This is a genomic window from Aeromicrobium sp. UC242_57, assembly GCF_044452305.1.
Classification (GTDB): domain Bacteria; phylum Actinomycetota; class Actinomycetes; order Propionibacteriales; family Nocardioidaceae; genus Aeromicrobium.
Genome location: NZ_JBIOAM010000003.1, coordinates 270,730 through 285,167 on the forward strand (window position 1 = coordinate 270,730; position 14,438 = coordinate 285,167).

The following is a 14,438-nucleotide window of genomic DNA, read 5'->3' on the forward strand; positions in this document are numbered from 1 at the left end:
CTGATGGACTTCGCTCTTGATGAAGATCAGACCACTCTCCAAGAAGTGCTGCGGGACTTTTTCCAGGCCAAGTCCCCCGAGGAGGTCGTCCGTGACCTAATGGACGATCCGGCCGGGTTCGATCCCGTGCTGTGGAAACAGATGGCAGACCAGCTTGGCCTGCAGGCCTTGGCGATCCCTGAGGAGTACGGCGGTAATGGCTTCACCTTCATGGAGCTTGGGCTAGTCCTCGAGGAGATGGGGCGCGCACTCGTTGTGTCGCCGTTCCTTGCATCGTGCGTCATGGCCTCCGAGCTGCTGTTGGCAGCCGATGACGAACAGGCCCGGCTCGACTTCCTGCCCGGCATTGCATCGGGCGAGCTGATCGCCACCGTTGCCCTCGCTGAGGACAGCGGATCATGGAAGCCCGACGAGGTCGCTACCTCAGCGACTCGCGCAGGCGATTCATGGACGCTTGACGGCCACAAGAGCTACGTTCTCGACGGCACTGCTGCCGACATCGTGCTCGTCATCGCGGCAGTCGAGTCGTCGTTTGGAGTCTTCGCAGTTGCAAAGGACGCTGATGGGTTCGCGTCGGAGGCGCTCGCCACGATGGACCAGACGCGCAAGCAGGCACGACTGACCTTCGATGCGACTCCGGCACGGCTCATCGGATCTGTCGCGGCGGCACCGGCCGCGGTTGCCACGATGCTGGACCGTACTGCGATCGCGCTGGCAGCTGAGTCGCTGGGCGGTAGCGCCAAGGTCCTCGACATGGCCGTTGACTACGCCAAGGTGCGCGAGCAGTTCGGTCGGCCCATCGGATCGTTCCAGGCGATCAAGCACAAGTGCGCCTCGATGCTCGTCGACGTGGAGTCGTCGCGGTCGGCGGTCTACTACGCCTTGTGGGCGGCTTCGGTAGGTCACGAAGATACGCCCCAGGTCGCGAGCTTGGTTAAGGCGTTCTGCGCTGATGCCTACTTGTCTGCGTGCGGCGAGAACATCCAGATCCACGGAGGTATTGGCTTCACGTGGGAGCATCCGGCGCACCTGTACCTCAAACGGGCCAAGAACGTGCAGCTCTACGCGGGCAGCTCGGACTTCCACCGTCAGCAAGCTCGCCGATCGTATCGGCATCTGAACTATCACAACGAAGGAGAAGCGACACATGGCAACACTGGACGGACGGGTGGCAATCGTCACCGGCGCAGGACGTGGACTCGGTCGCGCCCACGCGCTGAAGTTGGCGAGCGAAGGAGCAGCAGTCGTCGTCAACGATCCCGGTGTCGGCGGCGATGGTAGCGGTCACGACGATGGGCCCGCGGCACAGGTCGTGGCGGAGATCGAAGCGCTCGGCGGTCGTGCCGTGGCCAATCTCGACAGCTGCGCAGACTGGAAGAGCGCCGAGGGGCTCGTCGCACAGGCAATCGACACGTTTGGACGCTTGGATGTCCTGGTCAACAACGCCGGCATCCTGCGAGACAAGACGGCTTCAACATGGAGGAGGCCGAGTGGGATGCCGTGATCAACGTGCACCTCAAGGGCCATTTCGCGCCATCGCGGTTTGCGGCATCCTACTGGCGTGCCGAGGCGAAGGCCGGCAACGACGTCTACGGACGCATCATCAACACGAGTAGCGAGTCCGGCTACATCGGTCTGGCTGGCCAGGTGAACTACGCCGCTGCCAAGGCTGGGATCGTGGGCATGACGCTCACCATGGCGCGTGAGCTCGCAGCGTGTGGGAGTCACTGTCAACGCGATTGCCCCGCGAAGCTCGCACCCGCATGATCCCGACTCGTTCGGCACCGCGAAGGCGGTCGACGAGGGCGCGTTCGACCAGCGCGCGCCGGAGAACGTCAGCCCGGTCGTGGCTTGGCTGGCCGGACCATCGGCCGGACACATCTCGGGCAAGGTGTTCGCGACCTACGGCGGCACGGTCGAACTGCAGTCGCCGATCGAGGCCGAGTCCGAGATCTCCGTCGGAGATCGCCAGTGGGGTGTCGAAGAGCTGGCCGAGCGGGCCAACGAGCCTTTCGTCGCCGGAACGCCTTCGGGGGTCCTGCCGTTGCGCGCTGGCATCGGCTGATCGACCTGCTCACCGCCTGACCTACGGCTGTGGCCCACCTTCACGAATGAGGGTGGGCCACAGCTCTTCGGCTTGGAGGTCTAGTTCTGAATGACCACGCCATCGTCGATCAGTTGTTCCGCGGTAGCGGCGTCGATCCCCCAGGCATGAAGAATGTCCCGACTGTGCTCGCCTGGTATCGGCGGTGCCTGGGTGATGGCACCCGGTGTGTGGGAGAAACGAGGCGCCGGAGCTGGCTGCATGACACCAGACCCTTCGACGAACGTCTTTCGCGCGACGTTGTGCGGGTGCTGCATGGCCTCCTTGAAGCTCAGGACGGGCGTCACGCAGGCGTCCGTGCCGTCGAACAGCTCAGTCCACTCAGCACGCGTCCGGGTGCGGAAGATGTCGGCGAAGAAGCGCTTCAGCTTGTCCCAGTTGGCCGGGTCGTCTCGATCGGGCAAGCTCCCGAGAGGGTCAGCCCAAGCAGCTCGACCATCACGGCGTAGAACTGAGGCTCGATGGGAGCGACCGCGATGTACTTGTCGTCCGACGTCACGTAGGAGTCGTAGTACGGAGCGCCGCCGTCGCAGAAGTTCTGGCCGGGTCGGTCCAGGTCCCACCGTCCCTGGGCGCTCATCGAGTGGACGAGAGTCGTCAAGGAGGCCACGCCATCGACCATGGCGGCATCGACGACCTGGCCTGTGCCAGTGGCACGGCTGGACACCACGGCGCTGACGAGGCCCAGCGCCAGCATGAGGCCGCCTCCACCAAGGTCAGCCACGAATCCCGGAGGCGTCGCGGGTTGGGAGCCGTCACGTTGGAACAGGGTCAGCGCGCCGGTGAGTGACAGGTAGTTGAGGTCGTGGCCGGCCATGTTGGACATCGGCCCGGTCTGACCCCAGCCAGTCATGCGTCCATAGACGATCGATGGACGTCGAGCAAAGCAGGCGTCGGGCCCGAAGCCGAGCCGTTCGGCAACTCCCGGCCGGAACCCCTCGAAGATCACGTCGGCCTGCTCGACCAGCGACATCAGGGTCTCGATGCCGCGGTCGGTCTTCAGGTCGATCTCGATCGAGCGCCGGTTGCGAGCCAGTGCGTAGTCGCGAGCACGGGCCGCGCGGGTGCCGGGCCTGTCGATGCGAATGACGTCGGCTCCGAGATCGCCCAGGAGCATCGCGGTGTAGGGGTCCGGCTCCCATGCCGGCGATCTCGATGACGCGAACTCCGTCGAGCGGCCCGGTCATGCGGCGTCTCCGGGGAGGGCATGCGCGCGAGGCGCGCGGTCGGTCCAAGATGTCATGTTCGGCTGCCTTTCAGGTGTGAGCTGTGTTGTCAGGGTGCAGTGGGAGAGTGGTCCGGCAGGCGGGGCGCACGGAGTCGGATCATCAAGAACAGGCCGATCAATGCCATGACGGTACCCACAGCGAACGCATCGTGGAGACCGGTTGAGTATCAGCTCGCCACCGCCTCTCGCACCTTGTCTGGGAGATTGGCCACGGCGGCGGGAGAGTCGACGGCGCCGGCGAGCTGTCGGGCGTCTGCCGCGGACAATCCCGCCGCCTCCAACCGCTCGGGCATCACGGAATGGGCTCGAACGGACGACAATGACCCCAAGGCGGCGATTCCGATGGAGGAGCCGAGCGATCTGGAGAACGTCACCAAGGACGTGACAGCACCGGCATGCCCGACGGGTGCTGCAGTCTGTGCGAGCGCCATGAGCACCTGCAGCGATCCGGCCAGGCCGATGCCCACCAGGACCATCGAGAAGGACAAGATGATTGTCTCGGGCCCACTGCGGAGCGTGCCCAGGAGCAGCATGCCCACGGTCAGGCTGACCAACGCGGTGACCGCGAAGTGTCGCCAGCGTCCATCGCGTGAGATCCAGCGTCCGACGAGGGGAGTCACGATGATCTGCGTGATGAGGACTGGCAGGAGATGGAGAGCAGACGCCGTGGGCGACAGGTTGCGTGCCAGCTGCAGGTACTGCGGCAGCAGGAACAGCATCGTGTACATCAGGCCGCTCACGATGAGACTGATCGACAGGCACCTTCGCACGATCGGCGACCACACGACAGATCGATCCAGCAATGGATTGGCAGCCCGGCTCTCCACCATGACCAGGCAGATGATGCCGAGAATGCACGACGCCCCGATCGACCAGGTAGCGGGGTGCGACCAGGCTAGCCTGTCGCCCGGCGAAGTTGACGAGCACGAGGAAGCTCAACGTGGTCACCGACAGGCACACCATGCCTCAGCACGTCAACGGGTAGACGCGTGCCGGTGCCTTGGCGGCCAGGGAGATGGGGGTAGACCATGGCCAGTGACCCGGCCGCCACGACCGTGACCGTCAAAGAGCACGTCCGCCAGCCGAGGCCGGGCATCTCGACCAGCACGCCCCCGATGAGCGGTCCGGACAGGGATCCCGCAGCATAGCCCATCACGATGTAGCCGATGTATCGTCCACGTTCACGGGGCGTGGTCAGGTCTGACAGCAGCACCTGCGACATCACGAGGAGGCCGCCGATGCCGATGCCCAGCACGCCTAGGCCTGCGACGAGCTGCCAGGTGCTACCGGCTGTCGTGGCGATTGCCGCGCCCAGCACATAGATCGCTATCGTGACGGTGAAGATCAGACGACGTCCGAAGGTGTCCGAGAAGCTTGCCGAGCGACGGACCGGCGATCGTCGCGGCCAGCAGAGTCGCAGACGCGACCCAGGGGGAGCTGCGACTGTCCGTCGAGATCGTCCAGGACCGTGGGAAGACTCGTCGCAATCATCGTCGTCGACATTGTGGCGATGAACTGTCCCGCTGTGAGTCCGAGAACTACGCGGCGTGGGATGCCGCCAGTGCGCGCAAGGGACTGAGTCATCTGGGGAGACGGGGCTGTCGGGAAGTGCGCCCGCGACGAGCGTGGTTCTGATGACTCATCGCGACCTTTCAAGGGCTGGCGAAGAAGGGCGAGACCCATCTCACCATATTTCGTCTAATTATTCAACTGTATGACATGTATGCTGGTCGTATCTGCACGCACTGCAAGGAGTCTTGATGACCAAAATCGTTGTCGCTGTGAAGTATGTCCCGGATGCTACGGCTGACCGGACCTTCAGCGCCGATAACACCGTCGATCGTGTTGGCGTTGACGGTCTGCTGTCCGAGCTTGATGAGTACGCGGTGGAGCAGGCGCTCCAGATCGTCGAGGCAGGCGACGGCGACGTGACGGTCCTGACCGTCGGTCCCGAGCAGGCGTCCGACGCTGTCCGCAAGGCGCTGCAGATGGGCGCTGACGCAGGCGTCCACGTGCAGGACGACGCGATCCACGGATCCGATGCCTTCGCGACCTCGCTGGTGCTCGCCGAAGCGATCAAGAAGCTCGACTACGACCTCGTCGTGTTCGGCATGGCGTCGACCGACGCCGGCATGGGTGTCGTCCCGACCCTCGTCGCCGAGCGTCTGGGCCTGCCTGCAGTGACCTACGCCAACGAGATCACGGTTGACGGCGACACGGTCAAGATCGTGCGTGACGGCGACGTCGCGACGCAGGAGATCGAGGCCACCGGCAAGCTCGTGCTGTCGGTCACCGACCAGACCGGCGAGGCTCGCTACCCGTCGTTCAAGGGCATCATGGCGGCCAAGAAGAAGGACGTCCAGGAGTGGACGCTGGCTGACCTGGGCATCGATGCTGCGGCAGTCGGCGGCGACAACGCGTGGACCAAGGTCGACTCCTTCACGCCGCGCCCGCCGCGCACCGCCGGCGAGATCGTCACCGACGAGGGAGACGGCGGCGTCAAGCTCGTCGAGTTCCTCGCCTCCAAGAAGTTCGTCTGAGAAGACTAGACCTAAAAGGAAACGTGCCACATGTCTGAAGTTCTCGTACTGATCGACGCTCCTGACGGCAAGGTCACCAAGCCCTCGCTCGAGCTGCTCACGATCGCCCGCCGCATCGGCGAGCCGTCCGCGGTCGTCTTCGGCACCGCCGACAACGGTGTCCTCGCCGAGTACGGCGCTGAGAAGATCTACACCCTCGACGACGCCGCCTACGAAGGTTTCCTGGTCGGCCCCAAGGCCGAGGCGCTGGCGCAGCGCGTCGCCGACAAGTCGCCGGCCGCCGTGCTGGTCGGCTCGTCGACCGAGGGCAAGGAGATCGCGGCTCGCGTCGCGCTCAAGTCGGAGTCGGGTCTGATCACCGACGCGGTCGACGTCCAGGCCGACGGTGGTTCCATCACGACGACGCAGTCGGTCTTCGCCGGCAACTTCACGGTCCAGGCTGCTGTCACGAAGGGCGCGCCGGTCATCGCCGTCAAGCCCAACTCGGCAGCTCCCGAGGCTGTGGCCGGTGCTGGTTCGGTCGAGGCCGTCTCGGTCACGATCTCCGATGCGGCCAAGATCGCCAAGATCACGTCGTCGGCGGAGAAGGCCGCCTCGGGTCGTCCCGAGCTGACCGAGGCCGCCATCGTGGTCTCGGGTGGCCGTGGCACGTCGGGTGACTTCACCGAGGTCGAGGCGTTCGCCGACAGCCTCGGTGCGGCCGTGGGCGCCTCGCGCGCTGCCGTCGACTCGGGCTGGTACCCGCACTCGTTCCAGGTCGGGCAGACCGGCAAGACGGTCTCGCCGCAGCTCTACGTCGCCAATGGCATCTCCGGTGCGATCCAGCACCGCGCCGGCATGCAGACGTCCAAGACGATCGTCGCGGTCAACAAGGACGACGAGGCGCCGATCTTCGAGCTCGTCGACTTCGGCGTCGTGGGCGACCTGAAGGCCGTCCTGCCGCAGGCGACCTCCGAGGTTGCCAAGCGCAAGGGCTGACACCAGCCGACTCAGCCAGCCAGAGCGACACGTCAGATCGCCTCACGCCCACGCGTGGGGCGATCTGACGTCGGTCCGACTGGGGTAGCGGTCGGCGCTGCCCCGCCCTGCCGTGGGGCCGGACGTGAGATACGTTGCCTGCCGCAGCGACGGCTGCTACATTACCAAAATGTTGTGATTGAAACTGAACTGTAATCCAGAATCGGAGTGGGCATATGTCGAGTTGCCCGTGACGCCGTGACTTCAACGGGCAGATGACGAGTCGAGCTAGATGGAAGTAGATGGTGAGATGACACGTCTTGACGAGCGACTGTCCGCCGGATCGCTGGGCGAGCTGTTCGCCAGTCATCGAGGTAACAACTCGCCCGCCCTGAGGTTCGGCGCCGAGGAATGGCTTTGGGACGAGGTGGCGTGTGAGAGCGCGCGGCGGGCGCGGTGGCTTCGCCGCAGGCGCCTGGAGGCGGGGGACGACCGGGCCCAGCACATCGGCGTCCTGCTCGACAACGGGCCGGACTATGTCTTCATGCTGGGTGGCACGGCCATCTCAGGTGACGTGCTGGTGGCCCTGAACACCTCCCGTGGCGGTGAGCAGCCGCCGTCGACATCGAGCACACCTCGACCCGAATCGTGATCACCGATGCGAGGCGTCGCCCGCAGCTGGCGGGCGTGTCTCCTGACGTCGAGATCGTGCTGGTCGAAGACGGCCCGTGGACGGCTGAGAGCGATGAGCAGATGGCGCCGGGACGCAGGGCTTGACGATCTGTTCCTGATGATGTTCACGTCTGGGTCGACAGGGCAGCCCAAGGCCGTGCGTCACAGCCATGGTCATCTCTTGCGCCGCGGTCGGCAGCTGCAGACGGAGATTGGACTGAGCCGCGACGCGTGTGTCTACCTTCCGATGCCGATGTTCCATGCCAACACGGTCGTCGGCTTGTTGATGCCCGCGGTGATGGCAGGAGCGGTCATCGCCACCAGGCCGTCGTTCTCGGTGTCAGGCTTCCTCGACGACGTCTCCCGCTTCGGCGCCACCCACGCGACGTACATTGGCAAGACACTTCAGTTCATCCTGGCTCAGACGGCAGGCCAGGTGGGGCCGCGAACCAGGCTCGAAACGATGATCGGCAACGGTGCGTCTGACCGTGAGATCAACGCCTTCGCCGAGCGATTCGGTTGCCGAGTCATCGATGTGTACGGCTCGACCGAGGGCGCGATCAGCCTGCGTCGCAGCGAAGCGACCCCGAGTGGTTCGTTGGGTGTTGCAGCCACAGGAGACGTGCGCATCTTGGATCCAGAGACCGGCAAGGAGTGTCCGCGAGCCTGCATCGGGGCTGACGGACGAGTCGCGAACCTGGCTGAGGCGGTCGGCGAGATCGTGCGAGTCGACGGAGTCGGCAACTTCGAAGGCTACTGGAGCAACGACGCCGCCCAGGCCGAGCGGGTGCGCGACGGTCGATACTGGAGTGGCGATCTGGCGTGGCGGGATGGCGAGGGCTATTTCTACTTCGCCGGCAGGTCGGGCGGGATGGTGCGGGTTGATGGGGAGAACCTGTCAGCCCACAGGGTGCAAGAGGTGCTTGAAGAGCATCCCGACATCGCCGAGAACGTCGTCTACGGCGTGCCGGATCCAGGTTCAGACGACGCGCTCATGGTCGCCATCAGACTTGTCGAAGGAGGCGAGGTCGACCCGTCTGGCCTGTTCTCGTTCTGGGACGGGTTGGACCGGCTGAGCCGTAAGGAGATCCCGAGGTTCGTGCGTTTCGTGGACGAGATTCCCCGCACTGCGACGAACAAGCTGCTGACAGCGCAGCTCCAGACAGCGAAGTGGCACGGAGCCGACCCCATCTGGTGGCGGAGCTCCGCTCGGGATGGCTTTCGCCGTCTCGAGCAGCAGGACGTCGTCATGCTCGACAAAGAGCTGGCGAGTGCAGGTCTGCCGGAGCGCTGAGGCGCGCTCAGCGCAGCAGGGTTGAGACCATCGCGGTGGCGATGGGACGGCCGGTCTCGTCCGTCACCGCGATGTCGACGAAGCACATGGCCTTGCCGCGCCGCGAGCAGGTCGCTGTGGCCAGCACGGCACTGGATGCGGCTCCCAGGTAGTGCACGGTCAGCGATGTGGTGACGGGGTTTCGACGGTCGCCGCGCTCTGCTCCCGCGATGACGACCGCGGTCGCGACGCTGTCGATCAGGCTGCTGATGAACCCGCCGTGCATCGTGCCGGCGCCGTTGGTGTTCTCGTCGAGGAACGGCCCTCTCATGGTGACGGCATCGGCTGCCCAGGCTTCGACGGTGAATCCGCACTTGGCGTTGAAGGGCATCGTCTCCCACACCTTGCGGAAGCTTCTCGTCGCGTGTCGGCTTGGGGTCCGCAGCAGAGAGATCAACATCACTCATGGTTACATTCCTGTCACGTTCGAGGATTTTATGTAACACTACTACAGTGACGATTGTGGCTACTTCAACACCATCCATGTCCTCTGCGCGTGCGCTGTCCGCCAGGTCCGTGATGCTGTCGGCCCTCATGGGCACGCACACCGGGCTGCGGGGAGATGTCCTGGTTCGCTTCGCCGAGCTCTTCGGGATCGCCGAAGGCACTGCTCGGGTCGCTCTCTCGCGCATGACCTCCGCGGGCGAGGTTCGACTAGACGACAAGCGCTACGTGCTGTCTGGTCGACTCGCCGAGCGACGACGCCGACAGGACGGCAGCCGATTCGCGGGTTCTCTGCCGTGGGACGGGCAATGGAACATGTATGTCGTGAAGCCCGGGCAGCGATCTCACCAGCTTCGGCACTCGATGCGATCCTCGGCCCTGAAGCTGTCACTGGCCGAGCTGCGTGAAGGCGTCTGGGTTCGACCGGACAACCTGGACGATGCCGGTGACGATGATGCGGCAGTCACGGTGCGCGACCAGTGCGAAAAGTTCTCGGTCCGCCCTGAGGAGGATGGCAGTCACCTGGCTGCACGGCTATGGCCCCTGAGTGAGTGGTCCGCCACGGCGGACGGCTGGTCGTTCGGCTTCGGGCATCGACAACGGATCTCGACGAGCGTGGTTCCGACGCTCTCGTCGATGGATTCGTCACCTCGGCGGCCGTGCTTCGACACCTGCTCGATGATCCTTTGTTGCCGCCCAGCCTGTTGCCTGACCGCTGGTCAGGAACGGCCCTGCGACGTGAGTTCGAGCGTTGCGACGCGCGTTGGCAGAGCGTTTTTCGCGAGTGGATCGCGAGCGTTCGATGAGGGGCCCGAGGCTCATGCTGCCTCCGGGCACGTTCGAGGGGCGATGCGTCGCAGTCACCGGGGCTGGATCCGGGTTGGGCCAGCACATCGCTCTGTCGCTGGGGGCGCTGGGAGCCGAGGTCGCGCTGATCGGGCGGAGGGTTGAACCGCTCGAGGAGACCCGGGCGCTCATCCGAGCGGACGGCGGTGTCGGCGAGTGCTGGCCGCTCGACGTCCGCGACCGTGACCAGGTCGAGGCAGCGTTCAGCGACATCGCGGCCCGGTGGGGTCCCGTGCGACATCTCGTCAATTCTGCTGCGGGAAACTTCCGCGCCGCGCCTGAGGAGATCACACCCAACGGCTGGGCTGCTGTGACGAAGATCGTCCTGGATGGCTCATGGAACTGCACGCAGGTCATGGGCCGCGACTTGATCGCTGCAGGCGTCGGAGGGTCGGTCGTGTCGATCGGTAGTGCGAAGGCACACTCTGGCAGCCCGGACACGGTGCATTCGGCCTCGGCCAAGGCCGGCGTGCTGGCGATGATGAAGTCGCTTGCTCTGGCCTGGGGCGCACACGGCATCCGACTGAACACGGTGTCTCCTGGAGTGACTGCAGATACCGAGGCGGCGAGACGGCTCTTCGGCGACGAGACCGCGCTGCAGAGAGATATCGATCGCGTGCCTCTGGCCCGGCATGCGGTACGCCACGAGGTGTCGGACGCGGTGACGTACCTGCTCAGTGACTTTGCCAACTACATCACAGGAACGGAGCTTGCGATAGACGGCGGCCGTTCATTGGCTGGTGCCTGACGATGCCCGAATCGACCATGGAGCTCAAGACGATCACGTTCACCGTTGATCGGGGAGTCGCAACACTGACGCTCAACCGTCCAGAGCGCGGGAATGCGTGGACGGGCCGGATGGAGGCTGAGTACCGACACGTTCTGGCCGAGGCAAGCGAGTCCGACCGGGTCGGGGCGATCATCGTGACAGGTGCCGGGCGCCAGTTCTGCGTCGGCGCTGACGCCCGAGCAGTGTCCGGCACCTCCGAGCGGGGGTCCTACTCGTCCGGTCTGTCTGCTCCTTTGGCCGAGCCCGGGTCACCGGACCACCCCGCCCACATGTCACGGCATGGCTTTCTCCTGTCGATCCCCAAGCCAGTCATCGCGGCGGTGAACGGGGCAGCGGCAGGCATCGGGTTCGGGCTGGCATGCTTCGCCGACGTGCGTTTCGTGGCCGAGGATGCCAAGCTCACCACCTCAACGTCCCGGCTCGGCCTTCCGCCGGAGTTCGCGGTCTCATGGATACTTCCACGACTGATCGGTGCGTCTCGTGCCACCCACTTGCTTCTCGGTAGTCCGGTGATGATGGGGCGCGAAGCCGCTGACGTGGGGTGGGCCCACCGAGCCGCGCCGCGCGGGTCGGTGCTCGATGCCGCCTCGGCCTACGCGCACGATCTCGTCCGCACCGCGTCGCCTGGAGCGCTCGCGGCAGCCAAGCAGCAGATGTGGCTGGATCTCGAGCGCTCTTTGGCCGAAGCCGACCGAGATGCGCAGGTCCGTCTGGAGCAGATGGTCGGCTCAGAGGACTTCGCGACGGGCGCTGCGGCACTCAAGACCGGTACGAGACCTGACTTCTCGGCCCGTTACAACCCACGCAACATCGACACAGCAGAAGGAAAACTCACATGACCCAGTTGGCGGGACCACGCCTGAGAACGCGACTGACCGAGCTTCTCGGCATCGAGCATCCGATCATGCTGGCCGGCATGGGGCGGAGTTGCCTACTCAGATCTTGTCGTGGCAGTCTGCGAGGCGGGAGCATTCGGAACCGTCGGGGCCTCCTCGATGAATGCCGGCAAGCTGAAGGCCGAGCTGAGCGCGATCACAGCTGGCACGGACCAGCCGTTCGGGGTCAATGCGCTGACCGCTGTGCCTGAGGACGTGCGCACTTTTCTGCCGCTGATCATTGATGCTGGCACGGCAGTCTACGTTGCCGCGCTGGGTGTTCCGGTCGAGGTCGTCGCCGAGCTCCAGGCCAATGGCGTCAAGGTTGCCAGCCTCTGTGGCAAGACCAAGCACGCCGAGCGAGCCGTCGAGGCCGGGGTGGACTTCGTCATCGCTACTGGGACCGAGGGCGGAGGGCACACCGGCACGATCGCCACGTCAACGCTGATCCCGAGCATCGTCGACGCCGTGGGATCGCAGGTCCCGGTCGTCGCTGGTGGAGGCATCGCCGACGGGCGCGGGCTGGCGGCAGCACTCGCTCTCGGCGCTGACGGGGTGTGGGTCGGCACGCGGTTCGCGGCCTCGGTGGAGGCACGTAGGCTCAAGGGTTTTCACGAAGCGATTCTCGGCGCCAAGGATGACTCCACGGTGATCACCCGCGCATATTCGGGCAAGACGATGCGGGTCATCCGCAGCGCCTGGACTGATCACTTCGAGAAGCATCCCGAAGAGCTGCTCCCGTTCCCGGCGCAACGGATGCTGGCGATCAAGGCGAAGGTCAGCAACCTGGGCCGGTCGTCCGACGCAGATGTTGACCCCGAGCGCGAGGCCTACCTTGCTGGGCAGGTGCTGGCAACATCACGTCTGTCCTTCCTGCGGCCGAGATCGTGCGGTCGATCGTGAGCGACGCGGCCGAGATCCTCGCGCGCCTGGGGCGCAGGCGTGGTCGACTCTGCGGGGCCTGCGCAGTGACGGACTGGAACTTCGCTGACGTCTGGGATGCCGTCGCCCGATCAACGCCCGAACGGCTCGCGATCATCCAAGGACCCGCGCGGTTGACGTGGGGCGACTTCGAACGCCGCGCCCGCGGCGTCGCTGAGGGGCTGCGCTCGACGTCGGCCGGGTACCAGTCAAAGGTGGCACTCTATCTGCACAACGGACCGGAGTACCTCGAGGTCATGTATGCGGCCTTCAAGTCTGGTCTGGTGCCGGTCAACACCAACTACCGCTTCGGCCAGATGAGCTGGAGCACGTGTGGACCGACTCCGACAGCGAGGTCATCGTCTTCGACGCGGTCTTCGCCGACGTCGCCGACAGCATGCGCGCCCGGGTTCCAGACGTCCACACCTGGGTGTGCGTCGGGCTGGCGGCCCATCGTGGGCGATTGCCTATGAGACATGGGCATCGCGTGATGTGGCCGCTGCGGCGGCGACCAAGCGCAGTGGTGACGATGTGTTCTTGCTGTACACGGGTGGGACGACAGGCCTGCCAAAGGGAGTGATGTGGCGGCAGGACGACATGTTCTGCAACCTCAACGCCACGGCGCTGTTCAGGTACCCCGAGGACCTCGCATGGGGAGAATTCGCCAAGCACCTGCCCGAAGGGCCACCAGTTCATCTGCCGGCGGCGCCGCTGATGCACGGTGCCGGCTCGATCACGTCGATGAGTGCTTTCAGCCAAGGCGGAACAGTGGTCCTTCCTCCCGAGTCGGACGTTCTCGGCGGTGGAGATGCTCGATGCCATCGAGACTGAGCAGGTCAGGACCGTCGCGATCACCGGAGATGCGATAGGTCGGCCTGTGGTTGAGGCACTCGATGCAGAGCCGGGCCGGTGGAACCTGTCGTCGATCACCTACATCGTGTCCTCGGCGGTCGCCTTCAGCGACGATGTGAAGCGCAGGATAGCTGTCCACCAGCCGACATCGCTCTTGTCGACACCCTGGGTTCGTCCGAGGGGATGGGAGTGGGGCGATCCGTCACTCGTCGCGGCCGGTCGGTCTCGGTGGAGGGCGATTTCATGCCCGGCCGTCACACTGCTGTTCTCGGGGACGACGGCACGCCGGTGGCTCCAGGCTCGGGTGAGCGTGGCGTCTTGGTGGTCGGCGGGCGCCACCCACTGGGCTACTACAAGGACCCGCACAAGTCCGAAGAAGTCTGGAGAACGATCAACGGGACGCGATACGCGGTCTCGGGCGACTACGCAGAGGTCATGGGGGATGGGAGCATCCGCTTGCTCGGACGGGGGTCGACGACGGTCAACACCGGCGGCGAGAAGGTGTTCCCGAGCGAGGTCGAGGATGTGATCCGTTCGCATCCCGCAGTGCGCGACGTCGCCGTGGTGGGAGTCCCTGACCCACGCTTCGGACAGGCAGTCTCGGCACTCGTGGAGCTGGCAGCGGGGCGCCTCCGTGGACGGAGACGGAATCGTGGGTCATGTCAAGGAGCGTCTCGCTGGTTTCAAAGCACCGCGGCACGTTGGATTCGTCGACGAGATACCACGCCTGGCGAACGGGAAGCTCGATTATTCGAGCCTCAACCAGACCGCGGCATCGATGTTCGGCGGCGATGACGTGGCGGAAGCCGCGCACTAAGCGTTCCACAGTCCGCATAAAATAGTGTAAATATATACATGATTTAGAAATGGAGATGG

At 65.1% G+C, this 14,438-nt stretch carries 19 protein-coding genes and 3 pseudogenes; 17 read left to right on the top strand and 5 right to left on the bottom strand.

Annotated features, from left to right (window positions below; translation table 11 throughout):
* Window positions 1-3 precede the first annotated feature (3 nt).
* The 3 genes and pseudogenes from ACHMWU_RS11150 to ACHMWU_RS11160 all read left to right on the top strand — a co-directional run bounded on the left by ACHMWU_RS11150 (window position 4) and on the right by ACHMWU_RS11160 (window position 2,065).
* Complete coding sequence (locus ACHMWU_RS11150; protein WP_396043691.1) at window positions 4-1,281, top strand: acyl-CoA dehydrogenase family protein; 1,278 nt, start codon at window positions 4-6, stop codon at window positions 1,279-1,281.
* Window positions 1,169-1,767, top strand: a pseudogene (locus tag ACHMWU_RS11155) (SDR family NAD(P)-dependent oxidoreductase). Before ACHMWU_RS11150 ends, ACHMWU_RS11155 begins: the two are co-directional and overlap by 113 nt.
* Window positions 1,718-2,065: a hypothetical protein gene (locus ACHMWU_RS11160; RefSeq protein ID WP_396043693.1), complete on the top strand. Its 348-nt coding sequence runs from the start codon at window positions 1,718-1,720 to the stop codon at window positions 2,063-2,065. The pseudogene ACHMWU_RS11155 and the gene ACHMWU_RS11160 overlap by 50 nt, the downstream one beginning before the upstream one ends.
* Window positions 2,066-2,145: 80 nt before the next feature.
* Here ACHMWU_RS11160 and ACHMWU_RS11165 read toward each other — a convergent pair whose 3' ends face one another.
* The 4 genes from ACHMWU_RS11165 to ACHMWU_RS11180 form a co-directional block, all read right to left on the bottom strand.
* Window positions 2,146-2,508, bottom strand: coding sequence for a CoA transferase (locus tag ACHMWU_RS11165; RefSeq protein WP_396043695.1), 363 nt, complete (start codon window positions 2,506-2,508; stop codon window positions 2,146-2,148).
* Window positions 2,469-3,221, bottom strand: coding sequence for a CoA transferase (locus tag ACHMWU_RS11170; protein WP_396043697.1), 753 nt, complete (start codon window positions 3,219-3,221; stop codon window positions 2,469-2,471). The genes ACHMWU_RS11165 and ACHMWU_RS11170 overlap by 40 nt, the downstream gene beginning before the upstream one ends.
* Window positions 3,222-3,499: 278 nt before the next feature.
* Window positions 3,500-4,162, bottom strand: a complete 663-nt coding sequence (locus tag ACHMWU_RS11175; protein ID WP_396043699.1) for an MFS transporter — start codon at window positions 4,160-4,162, stop codon at window positions 3,500-3,502.
* 65 nt (window positions 4,163-4,227) lie between these two features.
* On the bottom strand, window positions 4,228-4,968 hold the full coding sequence (locus tag ACHMWU_RS11180) for an MFS transporter (protein ID WP_396046658.1): 741 nt from the start codon (window positions 4,966-4,968) through the stop codon (window positions 4,228-4,230).
* Between the two features lie 124 nt (window positions 4,969-5,092).
* Here ACHMWU_RS11180 and ACHMWU_RS11185 point away from each other — a divergent pair, with 124 nt between their 5' ends.
* From ACHMWU_RS11185 to ACHMWU_RS11205, 5 genes are all read left to right on the top strand, one after another.
* Window positions 5,093-5,872 carry an electron transfer flavoprotein subunit beta/FixA family protein gene (locus ACHMWU_RS11185; protein ID WP_396043701.1) on the top strand — a complete coding sequence of 260 codons (780 nt, stop codon included), beginning with the start codon at window positions 5,093-5,095 and terminating at the stop codon, window positions 5,870-5,872.
* Window positions 5,873-5,902: 30 nt separating this feature from the next.
* Window positions 5,903-6,850, top strand: coding sequence for an electron transfer flavoprotein subunit alpha/FixB family protein (locus ACHMWU_RS11190; protein WP_396043703.1), 948 nt, complete (start codon window positions 5,903-5,905; stop codon window positions 6,848-6,850).
* Between the two features lie 289 nt (window positions 6,851-7,139).
* Window positions 7,140-7,481 (top strand): hypothetical protein, encoded by a 342-nt coding sequence (locus ACHMWU_RS11195; protein ID WP_396043706.1) that lies wholly within the window; start codon window positions 7,140-7,142, stop codon window positions 7,479-7,481.
* Window positions 7,478-7,606: a hypothetical protein gene (locus ACHMWU_RS11200; RefSeq protein WP_396043708.1), complete on the top strand. Its 129-nt coding sequence runs from the start codon at window positions 7,478-7,480 to the stop codon at window positions 7,604-7,606. The genes ACHMWU_RS11195 and ACHMWU_RS11200 overlap by 4 nt, the downstream gene beginning before the upstream one ends.
* Window positions 7,607-7,622: 16 nt before the next feature.
* Window positions 7,623-8,795 (top strand): AMP-binding protein, encoded by a 1,173-nt coding sequence (locus ACHMWU_RS11205; protein ID WP_396046660.1) that lies wholly within the window; start codon window positions 7,623-7,625, stop codon window positions 8,793-8,795.
* 7 nt (window positions 8,796-8,802) lie between these two features.
* On the opposite strand, the gene ACHMWU_RS11210 is transcribed toward ACHMWU_RS11205, so the two are convergent.
* Window positions 8,803-9,165 (bottom strand): PaaI family thioesterase, encoded by a 363-nt coding sequence (locus tag ACHMWU_RS11210; protein WP_396043710.1) that lies wholly within the window; start codon window positions 9,163-9,165, stop codon window positions 8,803-8,805.
* A 188-nt stretch (window positions 9,166-9,353) separates the two neighbouring features.
* On the opposite strand from ACHMWU_RS11210, the pseudogene ACHMWU_RS11215 reads away from it, so the two are divergent.
* From ACHMWU_RS11215 to ACHMWU_RS11255, 9 genes and pseudogenes are all read left to right on the top strand, one after another.
* Window positions 9,354-9,713 (top strand): annotated as a pseudogene (locus ACHMWU_RS11215) (PaaX domain-containing protein, C- domain protein); the annotation flags it as partial.
* A 116-nt stretch (window positions 9,714-9,829) separates the two neighbouring features.
* Window positions 9,830-10,084, top strand: coding sequence for a PaaX family transcriptional regulator C-terminal domain-containing protein (locus tag ACHMWU_RS11220; protein WP_396043712.1), 255 nt, complete (start codon window positions 9,830-9,832; stop codon window positions 10,082-10,084).
* 14 nt (window positions 10,085-10,098) lie between these two features.
* The gene (locus ACHMWU_RS11225) at window positions 10,099-10,872 is read left to right on the top strand and encodes an SDR family oxidoreductase (protein WP_396043714.1); all 774 of its coding nucleotides are present in this window, start codon (window positions 10,099-10,101) and stop codon (window positions 10,870-10,872) included.
* Between the two features lie 2 nt (window positions 10,873-10,874).
* Window positions 10,875-11,753 (top strand): enoyl-CoA hydratase-related protein, encoded by an 879-nt coding sequence (locus ACHMWU_RS11230; RefSeq protein WP_396043716.1) that lies wholly within the window; start codon window positions 10,875-10,877, stop codon window positions 11,751-11,753.
* 57 nt (window positions 11,754-11,810) lie between these two features.
* Window positions 11,811-12,692 carry an NAD(P)H-dependent flavin oxidoreductase gene (locus ACHMWU_RS11235; RefSeq protein WP_396046662.1) on the top strand — a complete coding sequence of 294 codons (882 nt, stop codon included), beginning with the start codon at window positions 11,811-11,813 and terminating at the stop codon, window positions 12,690-12,692.
* Window positions 12,689-13,183, top strand: coding sequence for an AMP-binding protein (locus tag ACHMWU_RS11240; protein ID WP_396043718.1), 495 nt, complete (start codon window positions 12,689-12,691; stop codon window positions 13,181-13,183). The genes ACHMWU_RS11235 and ACHMWU_RS11240 overlap by 4 nt, the downstream gene beginning before the upstream one ends.
* Before the next feature lie 19 nt (window positions 13,184-13,202).
* Window positions 13,203-13,541: an AMP-binding protein gene (locus ACHMWU_RS11245; RefSeq protein ID WP_396043720.1), complete on the top strand. Its 339-nt coding sequence runs from the start codon at window positions 13,203-13,205 to the stop codon at window positions 13,539-13,541.
* A gap of 456 nt (window positions 13,542-13,997) precedes the next feature.
* A pseudogene (locus ACHMWU_RS11250) lies at window positions 13,998-14,177 on the top strand (acyl-CoA synthetase); the annotation flags it as partial.
* Window positions 14,178-14,214: 37 nt separating this feature from the next.
* Window positions 14,215-14,379, top strand: coding sequence for a hypothetical protein (locus ACHMWU_RS11255; protein ID WP_396046984.1), 165 nt, complete (start codon window positions 14,215-14,217; stop codon window positions 14,377-14,379).
* The last annotated feature ends 59 nt before the right edge of the window (window positions 14,380-14,438 follow it).

Coding starts and splice junctions, on each gene's coding strand:
- ACHMWU_RS11225 (WP_396043714.1), top strand. CDS start 10,099: ATGCTGCCTCCGGGCACGTTCGAGGGGCGATGCGTCGCAGTCACCGGG.
- ACHMWU_RS11205 (WP_396046660.1), top strand. CDS start 7,623: ATGTTCACGTCTGGGTCGACAGGGCAGCCCAAGGCCGTGCGTCACAGC.
- ACHMWU_RS11170 (WP_396043697.1), bottom strand. CDS start 3,221: ATGCTCCTGGGCGATCTCGGAGCCGACGTCATTCGCATCGACAGGCCC.
- ACHMWU_RS11210 (WP_396043710.1), bottom strand. CDS start 9,165: ATGCCCTTCAACGCCAAGTGCGGATTCACCGTCGAAGCCTGGGCAGCC.
- ACHMWU_RS11185 (WP_396043701.1), top strand. CDS start 5,093: ATGACCAAAATCGTTGTCGCTGTGAAGTATGTCCCGGATGCTACGGCT.
- ACHMWU_RS11190 (WP_396043703.1), top strand. CDS start 5,903: ATGTCTGAAGTTCTCGTACTGATCGACGCTCCTGACGGCAAGGTCACC.
- ACHMWU_RS11150 (WP_396043691.1), top strand. CDS start 4: ATGGACTTCGCTCTTGATGAAGATCAGACCACTCTCCAAGAAGTGCTG.
- ACHMWU_RS11195 (WP_396043706.1), top strand. CDS start 7,140: ATGACACGTCTTGACGAGCGACTGTCCGCCGGATCGCTGGGCGAGCTG.
- ACHMWU_RS11175 (WP_396043699.1), bottom strand. CDS start 4,162: ATGGTGGAGAGCCGGGCTGCCAATCCATTGCTGGATCGATCTGTCGTG.
- ACHMWU_RS11230 (WP_396043716.1), top strand. CDS start 10,875: ATGCCCGAATCGACCATGGAGCTCAAGACGATCACGTTCACCGTTGAT.